Genomic DNA, 17,373 nt, shown 5'->3' on the forward strand with positions numbered 1-17,373 from the left:
CCGCGTATAAAGCGCCAGCAACCCAGGCCCCGAAGGCGCGCGGTGGGGCGGGGCGCTAATCCGCCCCGCTCGCGTAGCTAAAGCCGTCTACTTCCGCGCTTCGCTCACCGGCACGCAATTGCCCGGGGACGTGAGCTGCCCGTCGGTGAGCTGGGCGGCAGCATCTTCCGGGCTGCGCAGTGCATCGAATTTCTCACCCAGGATCACCGTGACCGTTTGGCCCGTGGTGTCATTAGAGAATCCCACCACCGAATCGGGAATGAAGGTTGCCAGGGTGTAGGCCGCAGCCAGGCCATCGGGTCCAGCCTGCACAATCGCACCGTATTTATCTACACCGGCTGGCCAGTTCGCCGTCGTCCCTACCGTGACACCCATTTCCGCGAGGTTATGCGCAACCTCCGCCGCAAGTCCGCTCGACGATGTCGAGTTATACACATTCGCGTTAATTTTCGAAAGCTCCAGCGGCGCGGTGGGGCCGCTCAGGCAGGGGATAGTGACCTCATCGGGATCCGGGTCCGCCGCGAATTCCTTATTGATCGGGGAGGGGATAATGCCGAGCCAAATGAGCAGGCAGAGAGCAAAAACAAGTGCGAGCGCCCCGGACACGATGCTGAACACCACGGTCTGGCGCTGCTGGATCTTACGACGGTAGGCCTCGCGGGGCCCAAGATGCTGCTGGGTCACGGGTTTAACGCTAGTTCACCGGCCCCGAAAAAGCAGCTGCGCGCGCTGGGAGATAGCCCGCACTGTTCGGCAAGCCCGTTGCCAAGCAGTGCTGCCGCCCCGCGGCCAAGCCCGTGGCCAACCCCGCGACCGCCGCATCCGTCGCCAACCGTCTCGCCAAGCCCGGAGGTGTGACACATCCCATGTCACCTTGTTTACGTAGAGTTTACCTAGTTTTTGAGCGGTAGCGGCGTCGTCGCCCCTGTGAAGCGAGCCGCGCGGGACTTGCACCGTCCGCAAAAAGCCATACACTAATTCAGGTTCAAACGAGTGTGGGCGGGCCGGTCGCCACGCGGTATCCCGGTCGCGCCACTGCGAGATTGCGAACCCATTCCTTCTATGCGCGGGTAAGCCCGCGCGAAGAGCAACGAGGAGAGCATTCATGGCACAAGTATGGAAACTTCACGGCGACGGTGTGCGCATCGCGCCGGGTGAGGTGGTTCAACCGGACGAACGGCTGGGGTGGCCAGCCACAATCGGCATTGGAATGCAGCACGTTGTTGCAATGTTTGGCGCAACGTTCCTCGTTCCCTTACTAACGGGTTTCGATCCTTCGACGACATTGTTCTTCACGGGATGCGGAACCCTTCTTTTTATCCTTATTACCGCCGGAAAATTGCCCAGTTACCTGGGCTCTTCTTTTGCCCTCATTGCGCCCATCGGTGCGGTGACCGGCTACACCCAGGGTGGCGGCCCCATCGATTCGCACGGGATGGCGCTCGCGCAGGGTGGCATTATTTCGACGGGCGCGGCCCTGCTGCTGGTCGGCCTCATTGTGATGGTCTTCGGCGCGGGGTGGATCGACAAGCTCATGCCCCCGGTGGTGACCGGCACAATCGTGGCGCTCATCGGTTTCAACCTGGCCCCCGCGGCCTGGAATAACGTCAAGGCCGCGCCGGTGACCGCGGTGGTGACCATCGTGGCGGTGCTCGCGGTGACGGTCCTCTTCAAGGGAATTATCGGGCGCCTGTCCATTTTGATCGGTGTGATTATCGGTTATGTATGCGCCTGCATCCGCGGCGAAGTGGACTTCTCCGCGATTGGCGACGCCAGCTGGGTAGGCATCCCCACCTTCCACGCCCCGGCCTTCGATGTATCTACCCTGGGGCTGTTCGTCCCGGTGGTGCTGGTGCTCATCGCGGAAAACGTGGGCCACGTGAAGTCGGTGTCCGCGATGACCGGGCGCAATCTGGACGGCGTGACCGGCCGGGCGCTCTTCGCGGACGGTCTGTCCACGGTTTTCGCCGGTGCGGGCGGGGGCTCGGGTACCACGACGTACGCGGAAAACATCGGCGTGATGGCCGCGACCCGCGTCTACTCGACCGCGGCCTACATCGTGGCGGCGGTCACGGCCCTGGTGCTGTCCATGTTCCCGAAGTTCGGCGTGGTTGTTGCGACGATTCCTCCCGGGGTGCTGGGCGGCGCGGCCACGATCCTCTACGGCATGATCGGCATGCTCGGGGTGCGTATCTGGGTGCAGAACCGCGTGGACTTCTCCGACCCGGTCAACCTCAATACCGCCGCGGTGGCGATGGTGGTGGCGATCGCGAATTACACCTGGACGGTGGGGGACATGGTCTTCGAGGGGATCGCGCTCGGTTCCTTCGGTGCCATTATCATCTACCACTGCATGCGCGCGGTTTCGCGCCTGCGCGGTACGTCTCTTGAACCGGCGACGCCGGCCTCGGCCCCCGCGGGTGCGGAACTTGCGGAAGGTCACCTGGAGCGGTCCTGGGATGTTCAGCCTGATGGGAAGCTGGCGCGCACGCCGGCGAGCCAGCGGGTGCAGAGCGCGCCGGACCTTGCGGAGCTCGCGGAAATCGCGGGGATTGCGGGGAATGCTGAAGGCGCGACGCACGCGGGCGGTTCCGCCGGTGCGGATCACGCGAGCGGCGCGGACGTTTCGCGCGATGCTTCGCGCGGTGCGGACGGAACGCCCGCCAGCAACTAGCGGCACCTTGTAGTACGACTTAGTACGACTTAGTACGACGGCGCAGCTAAGCGCCCCGGACTTTCGCTCACGATGTGGCGGTCCGGGGCGGGAGCTGGTCGGGACTGGACCGGGATCTGGATCGGAATCTGGCTGAAACTCGGCCGGGCTTGACCGGAACTCTGCCGAGGACTGCGCCGGTCTCAAAAAATAAATGGATGCACGTGGGGCGGGAAGCCGAAGAAGCTTCCCGCCCCGCGGCGGTTATGGATAAGCATCGCACAGCACGCTAGTCAAAGCGTGGGTGTTCTGTGAGATTTCGTGGTTCCTAGGCTGTTTGTAGAATCTTGGAAATGCGTCCGGGTGAGAGCTCCATAATTTCTGCAACTTCACGGACGGTCATACCCGAAGATCGCAAGCTGGTAGCGGCTTCTCGTGTAGCTTGCGATGCGCGTGATTGAAGTTCGTGAGCTTGCTGGGATAGTTTCTTGGCCTGAGCAATAGTTTCAGCGGTTGAGCCAACGTCTATGACTAAATCGAACCCGTGGTTTTCAACATTAAGAAGATTGAGTGCATCGGCGACGATATCGCTAATTTCGTCGAGTCTGCGGGCTTGGGAATGGTAGATTTCCCCGTTTACTGTAAGTTCGAGCCCCCACCATCCGTGGTCGCGGAAGGCTCTCACGTGCGTCCTGCTCATAGTCCTAGTCCTTTCCTGAATTTACGGATTGTGGCCTTTGCGGTTTCCTCTGGAATGTCGCGGTGGCGCCCCACGATGTCGCTTACGTTGCCGATGGTAACGCGCGTGTGGCGAGTGCCTTCAGTGGTTACGAGCGTGTGGCCGGTCTGTTTCGCGATTTTCTTGAGCTCGTTCAAGAGGTGGGCCCGTTTCATAACGGAGAGTTTACCCCTGTAAACATGCTCCGTCTATGGGGGTAAACAAATTGGGTTTTTCCTTCACGTCCTTACCGGAGTTGTGGTAAGTGGCAAGTTTGCCGCCCTTGGTTTTCGTTCGCATGGTCCCCTCAGATATCTTCCAAACGAGGTTGGACATTCCTACTGCGCCAATAGCTGTTAATTTGCGCACGAGGGGTGTGAGGAGTTCTAAGTCGTACTGTGTGGGAAGTGCTGTAGTCCCAAGATACTCAGCAGTCACACGTGCCCCGGCGGGGGAGCTATGTCTTTTCGGAGCTGTACTGCATTTGTTGTACGCGCGCAGTACATCTCGGAAAAACACCGCTTGTGCCACTGATGTCCGCGAAACTCGGGATGTTTAGTCGCTTGACACTATATTGTTTATCGACTAAATTCGTAGGTGTGAAGGCGAGGGAAATCAACAAGCGCATCGAAATGTTAGCGACGGTCGAAAAGTAACTCGCACCAATACTTGGGGGAAGGGCAGCTCGCAAAATGGAAACCTACCGTGTGACTGTAACTAGGGAGGATGGTGACTGGCTTGGTCAAGGGGTTGAGTATCCCGGTGCACTCGGCTTCGCTCCCACCCTCAAAAAACTCTGCAAGGGAATGACCGACGCAATCATCCTCTCTGCAGATCTACCAGACGGCGCCACATTCAACATCCAGCTAGAAGCCGGCGAAGGCTTAAGCACGGAAATTGGAACGGCATTCGCAATCGCCAAGAAGCGACTCGAACTCCAAGCTGAACAGGCCCGTCTGCAAGAAGCAACCTTGCGTTCGATTCATGCTTTGCGGGAGGAGGGGTACTCGACGCGGGATATCGCATCCGCTCTCGGTATTACTGCGGGGCGTGTCAGCCAGCTTGCTGCCTAGCTTTGGGGGTACTACTTTGTACCCCGAACGAGTACCCCTGAATGTACCCCCAAGGCACCCATAAGTACCCCTCAAGGCCGATGAAGAACGGCAACCGGGAGAGCGCTCAGAGCCTCACTGGACCCCGATTTTTCGGCGGTCTATCAACAAAAAACTAGCTCCCAGGCCGATTTCTCGACCTGAGAGTTAGATCACATGCGGAGGATGGGGGATTCGAACCCCCGAGGGCTTGCACCCAACACGCTTTCCAAGCGTGCGCCATAGGCCACTAGGCGAATCCTCCAGGGCAGTTTTAAACTGCCTGTACAGCTTAGCGTAGATTCGGGCGCGAGCACCACTCAGCATGATGAGGTGATGCCCACGTTATTCGATCACCAGCTAGTTTGATCGCCGATTATTCAGTCGCCAGTCAGTTCGATCACCGATTACTCGATTGCGAACTGCGTGATTGCCGACTGCTCAATTCCCAATTACTCAATCGCCAAGTTGCTTAGTACGTGCGCGCCGGGTAGCTGCGCGAGCAGCGCCCCCGGCACCACGAGCTTCGAGCGGCGCAGCCCCGAGCCAATAAGGGCCGTCCCGGCAGCCACCCGCTCATCAATGAGGAGATTCCATGCGGCCGGAACCCCAACCGGGGAAATCCCGCCGTACTCCATACCCGAAGCTTCCACCGCCAGCTCGGTAGGCCAGAACGAAGCCTTGCGAACGTTGAGGAACTTCTTCACCACGTGGTTCACATCCGCGCGGGTAGTTGCCCGCACCACGCAGGCCGCCACCCGTTCCTCACCTTCACGCTTGCCGGCCACCAGCACGCAATTACATGACACCGCCAAATCGAGCCCGTAATGCCCCGTCATCGGTTCGGTATCCGCGAACTCCGGATCAATCTCCGTGACCAGGGCTTGCGCGCCCAGTTCAGGATGGTTCTGTGCAACGGCCTGCAACCCCGCCGCCACTGGAGCGGCCAGCAAATCGAGATGCTCAAGCGCGGGCTGCCAGGGAAGATCACCGAGCAGCGCGCGATCCACGTTCGCGCTGTAAGAAGTTTCGGGTACGGATTCACTCATATAGATACTCCTTGATTTCTGGGGCTAGTTCTCCTTAGGCGTGACGGGCCCGAGCACCAGGCTGGCCCAGGAACCGTGCAGGGATTCCTGATCGGAAGGCTGGAAAAGCCCGGCCAGCACATCGCGGTAGAGACGCGAAAGTTCATGACCCGCGTAATACGAGCTTCCCCCGCAGGCACGGATGCATTCTTCCACGGTGCGCAGCGACGCTTCCGCCGCCACATTCTTGGCCGCGGAGAAACGCGGGTATTCATCCGCCCCGCCCAGCTCCCCGCTGTCAATATGCGCGGCCAGTTCGCGCAGCTGCGGACCCACCGCGTTCATTGTGAGCGCGGCTTCCGCAATACGCCAGCGAATATCGGGATCATTTGCGTAAACATCATTGTGGAGGACCGAGCGGCGCTTCTTCACATGCTCCACCGCAACCTCAATGGCGCGCTCACCAATGCCCTGATAGGTAGCCCCGAGCAGAATCTCAAAATTGGAGAAAATGCCGTAAACAACCGGTTCCTTATTCGGGCCCGGCGCCACGATCCCCAGCACGTTTTCATCGCGAAGCAGCGCGCCGTCCAAAACCGTGGAATTGGATTGGGTGGCCCGCATCCCGAGGGTGTTCCAATCGTCCTTGATGGCGAAGCCGCCGTCGCCCCGTTCGACCAGGCCGAAAACGTCACGCACCCCGGAGTCATCCTTGAGTGCGCCGAAAGTCATGAGGTAATCCCACGCGGGCGCGAGGGACGTGAAAACTTTGGTGCCGTACAGCCGGTACCCCGCCTCATCGCGTTCGGCTCGGGTGAGCGAACCGAAAAGTACCAGGTCGTTACCCGGTTCGGAAATGCCGAAAGCGAACAGCTTACCGGCCGCGGCTTCGCGCAAAATCTTTTCACCGGCGGCCACGCCGTTGCGCACCAGGTGGCGGCCGAGCCCCACAATAATCTGGTGCATATTAATCCCCAGCGCGGTGGCCGGAGCGTACTTCGCCAAACGGGTCTGTTCGGCGCAAATCTCCACCAGGCTCAAGCCGGCCCCGCCGTATTCCTTGGGGACGAAAGCGCCGTAGTAGCCGGCCTGCTTCAAATCTTCGTAGTCCTCACGCGGGAATTCATTGGCGGCATCCACCGCCGCCGCCCGCGAGCGCAGTGTTTCCAATAGATCTTCGGTAAGGAAAGCCATTGATTCTCCCTGTTGTTGTGGACGACGGCGATACTCCCGCCACCGCGGGGACCGCCCACTCACGCTAGAGAGTGTACCGCGGGCCTCCGACACAAAAAATGGTGAAAATGAAGCCGGGTAATCTCCCCGTGTTTCTCCCTGTGTTTTGCATTCCCCGCGAACTCGTTTAGACTGGCACCTGACTCCCCACGTGGCGTCATCTTGCAAAACTCCCCCAGGGCCGGAAGGCAGCAAGGGTATGCGGGCTCTGACGGGTGCGTGGGGCGTCTTGTAGCCGCTATCCACCATCGGGTATCCACAGGTTTTTCGCGCGCGTGATTCGTGTCGTAGGTACCCCGTAGACTGATACTCGTGAGCATGGCATTGTATCGGCGGTATCGCCCGGAGCGTTTTCAAGATGTTATCGGCCAGGAGCAGGTAACTCGTCCCCTCATGGCTGCGTTGCGCGGGGAGCGCACGGTGCACGCCTATCTCTTCTCCGGCCCGCGCGGGTGCGGGAAAACTACCTCGGCGCGCATCCTCGCCCGTTGCTTGAATTGTGCGCAGGCGCCCACGGATACGCCGTGTGGGGAATGTGCCTCGTGCCGGGAGTTGGCGGGGGATGGCCCCGGTTCGCTGGACGTGGTGGAAATGGACGCGGCCAGCCACGGCGGGGTGGATGATGCCCGTGACCTGGTCGAACGTGCAGCTTTTGCCCCCAGCCGGGATCGCTACAAGATTTTCATTATTGACGAAGCCCATATGGTCACCACCCAGGGTTTCAACGCCCTGCTCAAACTTGTGGAGGAACCTCCGGCTCATATTAAGTTCATTTTCGCCACTACGGAACCGGAAAAAGTTATCGGTACCATCCGTTCGCGTACCCACCACTATCCGTTCCGCCTGGTGTCCCCGGCGCGCATGGAGGAATACCTCTCGCAGATTTGCGCGGAGGAAGGCATCACCCCGGAACCGGGGGTGCTCGGTTTGGTGGTGCGCGCGGGCGGGGGCTCGGTGCGTGATTCCCTCTCGGTTCTGGACCAGCTCATGGGCGGTTCGGAAACGTCCACGCTGTCCTATTCTCAGGCGGTTGCGCTGCTGGGTTATACGGATAGCGGCCTGCTGGATCGCGCGGTCACCGCCATTGCCGAAAGTTCGGGCAGCCAGCTTTTCGGCGTCGTCGAAGAACTTATCGGTGCCGGGCATGAACCGCGCCGTTTCGTGGAAGATCTGCTCCAGCGCCTGCGTGATCTGATCGTCATCGATTTGGCGGGGGAGGCCGCGGCGGACGCTTTGGGTGAATTACCGCAGGATCAGCTGGCGGCTATGCGCACCCAGGCGCAGGCTCTGGGTGCGGCGCGCGCTACTGAAAGTGCCGAGCGTGCGAACGAGGCGCTTTCCGCGATGGTGGGTGCTACCTCGCCGCGCTTGCAGCTGGAATTGCTCTGTGCTCGGCTTTTGCTTCCCGGCAGTAGTGCGGCGGCTCCTTCAGGGAGCGGTTCTAGTGGCGCGGCGCGGCCGGTTACTGGACCCGCGGCAAGTGGTGGAAACGCGCGGAAATCTCCGCAGGACATCGCGCGGGAAAAGGCACGGGCAGCAGCCGCCGCGGCCGCAGCGCAGCGCGGGGCCCCGGTGGCTCCGGGTTCTGCTAGCGTTCCGTCTGCGTCCGCACCGCAGTCTGTTACTTCCGTTTCAGTACAGAACGACGACGCCGCAACTCCCGCCCAGCCCGCTCCTCAACAGGCTAAGGAATCGCCCGCGGCGCCAGCCGCGGCTCAGCCGGTGGAGCAACCCGCGCAGCAGCGTGCTCCGCAACCGGAAGAACGCCCGGCTCAGCAGGCCGTTCAGCCAGCCGGTGAACCAGCAGCAGTGCAGCAACCGCGCGAAGTTAGCGTGGAGCAGCCGGCCGCTCCGGAAGAATCAGGGCCGGATCACGCTGCCGAGCTCACGGCCAGGTGGGCGGAGGTAACCTCATCCGGGCGTTTCGCCCAAGCGATTTTCTCCGGGCCTACTCGGGTGCTCGGCTCGCGGGGAAACCAGGTTGCCCTGGAGTTTTCTTCAGAGAAGGTCCTCGGTGCCCTCCAAGATCCGCGCAATGTGGAGCGTTTGAGCGCCCATCTTTCGCATTTCACCTCGGTTCCTGTCACCGTGCGGGTCATTGCCGCGGCGGCTCAGCAGGCCGATGTCCCGGGGCAGCCGGGTAACGCAGCGATTGTGGAGAATCCCCAATCACCAGCGGCCGCTCAGCCGCGCCCGAGCGGTCCCGATGGCGGTGGTGCCCGCCCAAAAGCTAGTGCCGCCACCGCGGCGGCCGCTCCCGCTCCCCTTCCCTCCAGCCCTGCCGGTGCTCCCGCCAGCGCCGCCGGTGCTCCCGCACGGCAGGAAGCAGTCCGCGGTGCTGGCAGCACGGTCGCGGATGATGAGTGGCCTGAACCTGAAGAACTCTCCGATCCGGATGATGTGGAAGACTACCCTCCCAGCCGCGGCGCCACTGCGCCCGGGGTCGCGAGTTCTGGCGCGGTCAGTGCGAGCACGGCCAGCCCTGGCCCGGCTAATTCCGGATCAGCTAACCCCGGCGGGGAGATTCCCTTCTATCTTCAAAACATGCCCATGCCGCAGCCTTTCGCCGGCCCGGGCGATATGCCGGTATCTCCGGGAAGCCCGGCACCGGGCGCAAGCCTGCCCGCAGCGGGGCAGCCCGCTGCGGGGCAGCCCGCTGCGGGGCAGCCAGGCGCGCCTGAGCCCACGCAGGATTTCCATATCCCGCGCCCGCCGCAGCGCACCCAGGAAGTCCCCACCTATGATGCCCGGGAACACCTGCGCCAGCTTCGTCACGGAGCAGCGGGTGGTAACGCGCCCGCAGGGAGCATGTCCGGCGGTGGGGGAGCCGTGGGTCCTGGGCCCAGTGTCAATGCACCCACCGTGCCGGCCAGCCCCGTGCCAGACGGTCCGAACAGCCCGCGTAATTCCGCGCCGCAGGCGGGGGTGGGGTATTCTACTGAGGAGGATGATGTCTCCTTAGACGATCCCACAATCGAGCAGAGCAATGTTGTCGGGCTGCAAGTTGTGGTGGAAATGCTCTCGGGAACCATCGTTGAAGAAATTGATACCGCACAAGGAGGAATGTAGTGGCGGGGGTGTATGACGGCGCCGTGCAGGAGCTCATTGATGAGCTCGGGCGCCTGCCGGGCATCGGCCCGAAAAGCGCCCAACGCATCGCCTTCTTCCTCCTCGAACAAGAAGAACCTGAAGTGCGGGCGCTCGCGGAAGCCATGCTTCGTGTTAAGGAACGGGTTCACTTCTGTCAGATCTGCGGCAATGTGACCGAAGCCGATATCTGTTCGTTGTGCTCAGATACCCGGCGTAGTGATGCCGTGATCTGCGTCGTCGAAGAAGCCAAAGACATTATGGTCATCGAACGCACCCGCGAATACCGCGGGCGCTACCACGTGCTAGGCGGCTCCATCAACCCGATCCAAGGTATCGGCCCGGAAGACCTGCGCATCCGTGAACTCCTCACCCGACTCCAGGATGGCCGCGTCACCGAAGTCATTATCGCCACCGACCCCAATATTGAAGGCGATGCCACAGCGGCCTACCTCATCCGCCTTCTCACCCCCATCGGAGTCGCACTCTCCCGCCTCGCCTCCGGACTCCCCGTAGGCGGAGATCTCGAATACGCTGACGAAATCACGCTCTCGCGCGCCTTCGAAGGCCGCACCCGCATTACCAGCGGCACCACCGCGCCCACCACCACTGGCGCCGGCACAGGTACCATCCCCGCGGATACGATGACCACCGGTACAGAAACCGGCACCACCACAAGTACAGAAACCACCGGCACGGGTACCACGAACACACCCGGCACGGGCACGGAAACCATGAGCACGCCCGGAACAGGCATGACAGACACGGGACGAATGCCCTCGGTGATTCCGGGCACCACGCCTTCCGCCCCAGTCGCGGAAACGCACGGCGAGCACAACTAAACAGCTCAGTCCGGGATCACCGTAAAGCACAGCGCCCCGCCCCAATGAGGCACCTCGCACAGAGCGGTACTTCGCATAAAGCGACACTTCGCATAATGCGCTGCCTCGCATACATGAGCACCGAGCAGGAGAACAATCTCACCTGAAAATCTCGGAATGCCCCGCAGGCGGCCCCGCGCTTCCAGATACCATTAGTAAGTCTCGGAAAAATAGGAGTTAATGTGGCACTCATCGTGCAGAAGTTCGGGGGATCCTCGGTCGCCGATCCCGTCGGACTCAGACGAGTGGCGAAACGAATTGCCCAGACCAGCAAAGCCGGAAACAAAGTCGTCGTTGTGGTTTCCGCCATGGGAGACACCACCGATAACCTCTTGGACCTCGCCCACAATGTCACCGACAACCCGCCCGCGCGGGAACTCGATATCCTCCTCACCGCGGGGGAACGCATCTCCATGGCCCTCCTCGCCATGGCCGTCAATGATGAAGGCGTCGCGGCGCACTCCTTCACCGGCCAGCAAGCCGGCCTCCACACCGATGCGCGCTACGGCAATGCCTCCATCACCGGGATCGTTCCCGAACGCATTTTCCGGACCGTGCAAGACGGCGCCGTCGCCATTATTGCCGGATTCCAAGGCGTGAACGACACCAATGACGTCACCACCCTCGGGCGGGGCGGCTCCGATACCACCGCCGTGGCCTTCGCCGCCGCCCTCGGCGCGGATGTATGCGAAATCTACACGGATGTAGATGGCGTGCTCTCCGCGGACCCGCGCATCGTCCCCGCGGCCAGCCAACGCCGCGAACTCAGCTACGAAGAAACGCTAGAATTAGCGGCACACGGAGCGAAAGTGCTCCACCTGCGGGCGGTGGAATTCGCCCGGAAATTCAATGTGGCCTTGCACGTACGATCATCATTCTCCGAGAACGAAGGGACGTGGATAGTGGAAGAAACCGCGAAACAGGGCGGATATGAAGACGCCGTCGTCGTCGGAGTGGCACACGACCGCAACCAGGGCAAAATCTCGGTCACGGGCGTGCCCAATCTTCCCGGATCCGCCGCGAAAATCTTCTCCTGCGTGGCCGAAGCGGACTGCAATATTGACATGATCGTGCAGAACACCGCGCTTACCCGGGTGGGCCTGAGCAATATTTCCTTCACGGTTCCCCGTGACCAGGTGGACCTCGCCGTCGCCGCGCTGCGCGCCAACCAGGCCGAATTCGGTTTCGAAGACATCGCCGTCACCTCGGAAATCGGTATCCTCTCCATCGTGGGCGCGGGCATGCGCTCCCACAGCGGCGTCTCCTCCAAACTGTTCAAAACCCTGGGGGATAACGGCGTGAACGTGGATATGATCAGCACCTCGGAAATCCGCATTTCCGTGGTGGTGGACCCGAATGTGCTGGACGCGGCCGCCCGCGCGGTCCACACCGCCTTCGGGCTGGACGCCAGCGAAGAAGCAATCGTTTACGGAGGGACAGGCAGATGAGCATCACCTTGGCAGTAGTGGGAGCAACCGGGCAGGTCGGGCGGGTTATGCGCGCCCTGCTGGAAGAACGCGACGTTCCGGTGGACCGCGTGCGATTCTTTGCGACGGCGCGCTCAGCCGGCACCGAACTGCCCTTCCGGGGCGAAAGCATCGTGGTGGAAGATATTGCCACCGCTGATCTGGCCGGTATTGACATCGCGGTGTTCTCCGCCGGCGGGGATGCCTCGCGCACCTACGCGCCGAAGTTCGTTGCGGCAGGTGCCGTCGTCGTCGATAATTCTTCCGCGTGGCGCCGTGACCCGGACGTGCCGCTCGTCGTCTCCGAAGTCAATCCGCAGGATATCGCGCGCCGCCCCAAGGGCATTATCGCCAACCCGAATTGCACCACCATGGCCGCGATGCCCATCCTCAAGCCGCTGCACGATGCCTACGGGCTCACTCGCCTGATTGCCTCCTCCTACCAGGCGGTGTCCGGGTCCGGGGTGCGGGGCGTGCACGAGCTGACCACCGGGGTGCGCGCAGCGCTGGATGGTGACGTGGAAGCCCTCGCCTTGGACGGGCACGCCGTGGAACTGCCCGAACCTGAGGTGTACCGGGCGCCCATCGCCTTCAACGCGGTCGCTTTTGCCGGGAACCTCGCTGAGGATGGCAGTGGCGAAACCGACGAAGAACAAAAACTACGCAACGAATCGCGCAAAATCCTCGGCATCCCGGACCTCGCGGTAGCCGGGACGTGCGTGCGCGTGCCGGTGTACACCGCGCACGGGATGTCCGTCAACGCGGAATTTGAGAAGGAGGTCGACGTCGCAGCTGCAATCGAGCTCCTTAAAGACGCTCCCGGTGTAGAAGTGGTGGACCTGCCCAATCCGCTTGATGCGGCTGGGAAGGATGCCTGTTTCGTGGGGCGCATCCGCCGCGATCCTTCGGTGCCGGGCGGGCGCGGGCTGGCCTTCTTCTGCGTGGCGGATAACCTGCGCAAGGGCGCGGCCCTCAATACCATTCAGCTCGCGGAGCTGGTCATCAAGGAGCTCACGGAGAACAGCGCGGCCTAGCTGCTGGGGGCGGCATTGGGCGCAGCAGTCGCGACTTGCGCAATAAGCGCGCGGCTACGGCGCCCGTGCAGTGGGCGGGACCTGCGCAATAAGCGCGCCTTATTCCGGCGTGGCCGTGACCGCGGGGATCTCCCCGGTTTCCCCGTCCAGGAAGGTGGACTCGTCACGCCGGTGGCGCAGCACTTTCTCCACGAAGGAGGCCACGGCCTCGGCCTGCGGCACATCGCGCTGCTGGTCTTCGGAAATGAACCAGCGGTGTTCCAGGATTTCGTGGAAAAGCTCGGCCGGCTCCAGTTTCGCGGTGAGCTCGGGCGGGATCGCGGCCACGGTCGGTTCATAAACATCGGCGAGCCAATCGTGGGCGATCATCATATCGGATTTGCCGCTCTTGTTATGGAGGGCGGCGTATTCGTCAATATCGTTGAGGATGCGGCGGGCCTGGTTTTCTTCCACATCCAGGCCGGTCAGGCGCCACACCTTGCGCGAATAGTGCCCGGCTTCCACGATCTTCGGTTGGATGAGGAGGCGGTCTTCGTCCGGGCCGGAATCGATGGCGATCTCGTCAACGTCAAAGCCCAGGTCGTTGAGGCGGCGCACCCGCTCCGTCACCTTCCACTTTTCATCCGGGCCGATGGCCACCTGCGCGGTGATTTCCTCCCACAGCTCGAAGTAGCGATCCGAGAACGTATCGCCCACCCCGATGGTGTCGAAATCTTCGGGAAGTACCCCGCCGGCCTGCAAGTCCATGAGCTCGCCAATAATATTCGTGCGGGCCACGTCGATATCGTATTCGCGTTTGCGCTGGGTGATGGGGCTGTAAAGTTCTCCGGTTTCCGCGTCCACCAAATACGCGGCGAAAGTTCCCGCGTCGCGGCGGAAGAGGGTATTCGACAGCGATACATCACCCCAGAAGAATCCGAGGAGGTGGAGGCGCACCAGCAGCACAGCGAGCCCGTCGATGAGCTGGGCGATGGTGGCACGCCGGTGTTGCTGCCCGAAAATCGCGCGGTAGGGCAGGGAGAAGGGGAGGTGCTCGGTGATGAGGCAGGCGTTGAGGGCATTGCCTTCCGCGTCGGTGCGTTTGGAGACCACCGCCACCGGTTCCACCGAGGGTGCCCCGAGGCGCTTGAGGGTGCGTAGCAGTTCGTATTCGCGTACCGCCACCAGTTCGGAAATCTCTTTAATGGCGATGATCCGCCCGGAGAGCCGCACGAAACGCACGGTGTGGCGGGAAATACCGCGCGGGAGCGCAGCGATGAGATCACGCGGCCACTCTTCGAGCGCCACGTTCCACGGCAGATTGAGGAGATCAGGTTCAACGCTAGCCGCCATAATGGATAGCGAGGATCGCATGAGTGTCCTTTCCGGGGAGTAGCTGCGGCTTAATCGTAGCCGAAAGCTCGAGAGCCCGGTGCACCATCAACCAGCGCCCCCGCCTCCACCATCCCGGCTTCCTCCAGGAAAGCCCGCACGGGCGGGGTGAGATCCGCTAGAATTTCCGCGGGGGTCCCCACCTGCTGGAGGGCGCCATCCACCATGACGCCCACCCGATGGGCGCAGCTGAAAGCTTCGCGCGGATCGTTTGTTACGTACACCGTGGTGATGCCGGTGCGCTCCTGGAGCACGGCAATCTGTTCGCGAATCTCATCGCGAATTTCCACATCCATATTTTTCAGCGGCTCATCCATGAGGAAAATTCGGGGCCGGCGCACCACCGCCCGTCCCATGGAGACCCGCTGGCGTTCGGCGCGGGTGAGCTGGGCGGGTTTCGCGTCCAGAAACTCGGTGAGTTCCAAAATATCTGCCGCCTGCGCCACCCGCGCGGCGATATCATCCGGGTCCGCCCCGGCAATTTTCAGGTGGAAGCCCATATTATCCGCGACCGTCATATGCGGATACAGGGCGTAATTCTGAAATACGATCACTACATCGCGCATGGACGGCGGCAGCGCGGTCACATCTTCACCGTCCAGCAGCACCGCCCCGTAATCCACATCCTCCAGCCCCGCAATCATGCGTAAAACCGTGGATTTTCCGGAGCTGACCGGGCCGGTGAGGGCGAAAAATTCGCCGTCGTTGATATGGAGATTCACGTGGTCCACCGCTGGCGCAGGCGCATCGGGATAGTACAGTGTCGCATTGACGAGTGACACAGAAGCCATGGGAATTCTCCATCAGTTATAGCGGTCGGCATTGACACGCTCATCCACTATTATGCCACGTCAGGAACGGGAATACGAGAGTGAATTCCCGCTAAAAATGCGCGGGCCGGCACACTTCGGTATTTTTGAGGTATGCGGGAGGAAATTGGTGGCTATCGGCTGGTGCGGCGCATTGGCTTCGGCGGCATGTCCACGGTCTACGAGGCGGTGGACGGCGCCGGCACCCGCGTGGCCCTGAAACTCCTCCACCCGGCGGCCGTGGATGGGGCGGCCGGACGCGAACGCCTGCGCCGCGAAGTTGCGATGTTGCAGCGGGTGCGCGGGCCCTACGTTGCCGAAGTCCTCGATGCCGAAACGGATGACGAGGATGCTTTTATCGTCACCCAACTGGTGGAAGGCCCCACTCTCGCGGAAGACGTTCGTGTGGACGGCCCTTACCCGCCCGCGGAATTAGTTACCCTTGCCCGCCAGCTCCACGCCGCGGTCACCTCCGTGCATCGCCTCGGGGTGCTTCACCGCGATCTCAAACCCTCGAACGTCATGCTCGGCGCGAACGGCCCGGTCCTCATCGATTTCGGCATCGCGCAAACGGGCGCCGATAGCCGCCTGACTATGTCCGGCGCGGTCACCCACACTCCCGGCTACCTCGACCCGCGGGTGCTGCGCGGCCACGCCCCGGACGAAGCCGCTGACCTGTGGGCGCTCGCCGCGGTCATCGCTTTCGCCGCCACCGGTCACGATCCCTATCCGGGCGCGAACCCGGCGGTGATCATGCGTCGCGTCCTGGAGGGGGACGTGGACGTGACCGGCGTGCCGCCGCGTATCGCCCACGCCCTGCGCGCCGCGCTTGCCGAGCCGGTGGAGCAGCGGTGGGGGATTGATGAGGTGGTGGCGGCCCTCGCGGATCCGGTTTCATGGTACGACGACGCCGCTACCGCACCCCGCGCCCTGCCCACCCAGCTGGATGCAACCGTGCCGGCGGCCCTTCCCGGGGCGGCGGCGTCGGAACCGGAGACCACAGTGCTGGGCTATAACCCAGAGCCGGGTCACAACCCAGAGCCGGGTCACAACACCGAGCCGAGCAGTAATCCAACGCAGAGTTATAACCAGGCGCCGAGTTATAACGCCACGGATAGTGTTCCCAGTGCGTTCCCGGAAACCTGGCCCCAACCCATTTACGCAGGATCGGCCACGGCGCCCTACCCGGAAGTTGCTGCTTATTCGCAAGCGGGGCCGGGTGCTGCGGCGCCCGCCACCACTCCCTACCCGCAAGCCGGCGGTTATCCGGAAGCCGCGCCCTATCCGGATGCCGCACCGCTAGAACCCGCCCCGCTCCCGCTGTGGGCCCGTCCGCCTCGGCGCACCCCGGTCCTCAGCTTCGTGCTGGGCGGGTTGCTATGCGCGCTGGTGGCTGCCGGGCAGATCGCCGGATATGTGGGATATGCGCTCGTTACGGTGTGCCTGGCCTTCGCGGAGAAGAACGCGGCGCGGCTGCGGCGGCGTCGTGCAGAAGAAGGCGGGCCGTTCCGCGGCGAACACCTGGGGCAAATTCTGCGCGCTCCGCTCACCCTCGCGGAAAGCGCCCTCAGCGTGATTCCGCTACACGGCGTCGGGCTCCTCGCGGTTACGCTCGGTTTTGTTGCGGCGCGGCTGGGCGGGCTCACCGGGCCGGGCGCGGGAGCCGTAGCGGCCCTCGCGGGCGTGGGAATCTCCTGGCTCGGCCCGAGTGGGCGGGTAGCGCGCGGCGGCAGCGTGGTCATCTTCGCCAAGCTCGCCCCCACCCGCCCCTACCGGGCCTTTTGGGTCGTGGTGTTGGCTGCCGGCGCGGCCGCACTCGCGCTCCTGGCGCTCTCCGGCGTGCTGAGCGTACCCGCGCATACCCCGCTCAGCTTCGGGTACTTCGGCGAACCGCTGGTCACGATGGTCAAGGATATTGTGGGCGGCGCGGGGCGCTAAACGGCCGGCGCACCCGGCAGCGCAGCCCACCAAACCGCCAGCGCAGCCCACCAAACCGCCACCA

The 17,373-nt window shown here is 62.7% G+C and carries 12 protein-coding genes, 1 tRNA gene, 1 other RNA gene and 1 pseudogene; 8 read left to right on the forward strand and 7 right to left on the reverse strand.

Features of this window, described 5'->3' with window-relative positions:
* Positions 1 to 87: 87 nt before the first annotated feature.
* On the reverse strand, positions 88 to 684 hold the full coding sequence (locus ACRQHG_RS07105) for a LytR C-terminal domain-containing protein (protein ID WP_026429025.1): 597 nt from the start codon (positions 682 to 684) through the stop codon (positions 88 to 90).
* A gap of 421 nt (positions 685 to 1,105) precedes the next feature.
* Here ACRQHG_RS07105 and ACRQHG_RS07110 point away from each other — a divergent pair, with 421 nt between their 5' ends.
* On the forward strand, positions 1,106 to 2,674 hold the full coding sequence (locus tag ACRQHG_RS07110; RefSeq protein ID WP_435713492.1) for a uracil-xanthine permease family protein: 1,569 nt from the start codon (positions 1,106 to 1,108) through the stop codon (positions 2,672 to 2,674).
* 307 nt (positions 2,675 to 2,981) lie between these two features.
* On the opposite strand, the gene ACRQHG_RS07115 is transcribed toward ACRQHG_RS07110, so the two are convergent.
* Positions 2,982 to 3,353 (reverse strand): hypothetical protein, encoded by a 372-nt coding sequence (locus ACRQHG_RS07115; protein WP_435719854.1) that lies wholly within the window; start codon positions 3,351 to 3,353, stop codon positions 2,982 to 2,984.
* A 710-nt stretch (positions 3,354 to 4,063) separates the two neighbouring features.
* Between ACRQHG_RS07115 and ACRQHG_RS07120 the strand changes: the two genes are divergently transcribed.
* Positions 4,064 to 4,444, forward strand: coding sequence for a hypothetical protein (locus ACRQHG_RS07120; RefSeq protein ID WP_435713180.1), 381 nt, complete (start codon positions 4,064 to 4,066; stop codon positions 4,442 to 4,444).
* 198 nt (positions 4,445 to 4,642) lie between these two features.
* On the opposite strand, the gene ACRQHG_RS07125 is transcribed toward ACRQHG_RS07120, so the two are convergent.
* The 3 genes from ACRQHG_RS07125 to ACRQHG_RS07135 form a co-directional block, all read right to left on the reverse strand.
* Positions 4,643 to 4,727 (reverse strand) — tRNA-Ser (locus ACRQHG_RS07125).
* A gap of 187 nt (positions 4,728 to 4,914) precedes the next feature.
* Positions 4,915 to 5,511 carry a YbaK/EbsC family protein gene (locus tag ACRQHG_RS07130; RefSeq protein WP_435713179.1) on the reverse strand — a complete coding sequence of 199 codons (597 nt, stop codon included), beginning with the start codon at positions 5,509 to 5,511 and terminating at the stop codon, positions 4,915 to 4,917.
* Between the two features lie 24 nt (positions 5,512 to 5,535).
* Positions 5,536 to 6,684, reverse strand: coding sequence for an acyl-CoA dehydrogenase family protein (locus ACRQHG_RS07135; protein WP_435713178.1), 1,149 nt, complete (start codon positions 6,682 to 6,684; stop codon positions 5,536 to 5,538).
* Between the two features lie 177 nt (positions 6,685 to 6,861).
* Between ACRQHG_RS07135 and ffs the strand changes: the two genes are divergently transcribed.
* From ffs to ACRQHG_RS07160, 5 genes and pseudogenes are all read left to right on the forward strand, one after another.
* Positions 6,862 to 6,958: signal recognition particle sRNA small type (gene ffs / locus ACRQHG_RS07140), an RNA gene on the forward strand.
* 83 nt (positions 6,959 to 7,041) lie between these two features.
* Positions 7,042 to 9,792, forward strand: a complete 2,751-nt coding sequence (locus ACRQHG_RS07145) for a DNA polymerase III subunit gamma and tau (RefSeq protein WP_435713185.1) — start codon at positions 7,042 to 7,044, stop codon at positions 9,790 to 9,792.
* Positions 9,792 to 10,397: pseudogene (gene recR, locus ACRQHG_RS07150) on the forward strand (recombination mediator RecR); the annotation flags it as partial. The gene ACRQHG_RS07145 and the pseudogene recR, both read left to right, overlap by 1 nt.
* A gap of 476 nt (positions 10,398 to 10,873) precedes the next feature.
* The gene (locus ACRQHG_RS07155) at positions 10,874 to 12,139 is read left to right on the forward strand and encodes an aspartate kinase (RefSeq protein WP_026429019.1); all 1,266 of its coding nucleotides are present in this window, start codon (positions 10,874 to 10,876) and stop codon (positions 12,137 to 12,139) included.
* Positions 12,136 to 13,191 carry an aspartate-semialdehyde dehydrogenase gene (locus tag ACRQHG_RS07160; RefSeq protein ID WP_435713177.1) on the forward strand — a complete coding sequence of 352 codons (1,056 nt, stop codon included), beginning with the start codon at positions 12,136 to 12,138 and terminating at the stop codon, positions 13,189 to 13,191. Before ACRQHG_RS07155 ends, ACRQHG_RS07160 begins: the two co-directional genes overlap by 4 nt.
* A gap of 99 nt (positions 13,192 to 13,290) precedes the next feature.
* On the opposite strand, the gene ACRQHG_RS07165 is transcribed toward ACRQHG_RS07160, so the two are convergent.
* Together ACRQHG_RS07165 and ACRQHG_RS07170 are read right to left on the reverse strand one after the other, a co-directional pair.
* Positions 13,291 to 14,544: a DUF4032 domain-containing protein gene (locus tag ACRQHG_RS07165; RefSeq protein WP_435713176.1), complete on the reverse strand. Its 1,254-nt coding sequence runs from the start codon at positions 14,542 to 14,544 to the stop codon at positions 13,291 to 13,293.
* 29 nt (positions 14,545 to 14,573) lie between these two features.
* Positions 14,574 to 15,353, reverse strand: a complete 780-nt coding sequence (locus tag ACRQHG_RS07170) for an ABC transporter ATP-binding protein (RefSeq protein WP_284889493.1) — start codon at positions 15,351 to 15,353, stop codon at positions 14,574 to 14,576.
* Positions 15,354 to 15,485: 132 nt separating this feature from the next.
* On the opposite strand from ACRQHG_RS07170, the gene ACRQHG_RS07175 reads away from it, so the two are divergent.
* A complete protein-coding gene (locus ACRQHG_RS07175) occupies positions 15,486 to 17,309 on the forward strand; it encodes a serine/threonine-protein kinase (protein ID WP_435713175.1) in 1,824 nt (607 codons plus the stop codon).
* The last annotated feature ends 64 nt before the right edge of the window (positions 17,310 to 17,373 follow it).

The sequence above is a fragment of the Actinotignum vesiculae genome (assembly GCF_051267215.1).
GTDB classification, from domain to species: domain Bacteria; phylum Actinomycetota; class Actinomycetes; order Actinomycetales; family Actinomycetaceae; genus Actinotignum; species Actinotignum schaalii.

Bases quoted from the DNA above. Each gene is read 5' to 3' on its own strand.
- ACRQHG_RS07110 (WP_435713492.1), top strand. From the start codon at position 1,106: ATGGCACAAGTATGGAAACTTCACGGCGACGGTGTGCGCATCGCGCCG.
- ACRQHG_RS07115 (WP_435719854.1), bottom strand. From the start codon at position 3,353: ATGAGCAGGACGCACGTGAGAGCCTTCCGCGACCACGGATGGTGGGGG.
- ACRQHG_RS07120 (WP_435713180.1), top strand. From the start codon at position 4,064: ATGGAAACCTACCGTGTGACTGTAACTAGGGAGGATGGTGACTGGCTT.
- ACRQHG_RS07130 (WP_435713179.1), bottom strand. From the start codon at position 5,511: ATGAGTGAATCCGTACCCGAAACTTCTTACAGCGCGAACGTGGATCGC.
- ACRQHG_RS07135 (WP_435713178.1), bottom strand. From the start codon at position 6,684: ATGGCTTTCCTTACCGAAGATCTATTGGAAACACTGCGCTCGCGGGCG.
- ACRQHG_RS07145 (WP_435713185.1), top strand. From the start codon at position 7,042: ATGGCATTGTATCGGCGGTATCGCCCGGAGCGTTTTCAAGATGTTATC.
- ACRQHG_RS07160 (WP_435713177.1), top strand. From the start codon at position 12,136: ATGAGCATCACCTTGGCAGTAGTGGGAGCAACCGGGCAGGTCGGGCGG.
- ACRQHG_RS07165 (WP_435713176.1), bottom strand. From the start codon at position 14,544: ATGCGATCCTCGCTATCCATTATGGCGGCTAGCGTTGAACCTGATCTC.
- ACRQHG_RS07170 (WP_284889493.1), bottom strand. From the start codon at position 15,353: ATGGCTTCTGTGTCACTCGTCAATGCGACACTGTACTATCCCGATGCG.
- ACRQHG_RS07175 (WP_435713175.1), top strand. From the start codon at position 15,486: ATGCGGGAGGAAATTGGTGGCTATCGGCTGGTGCGGCGCATTGGCTTC.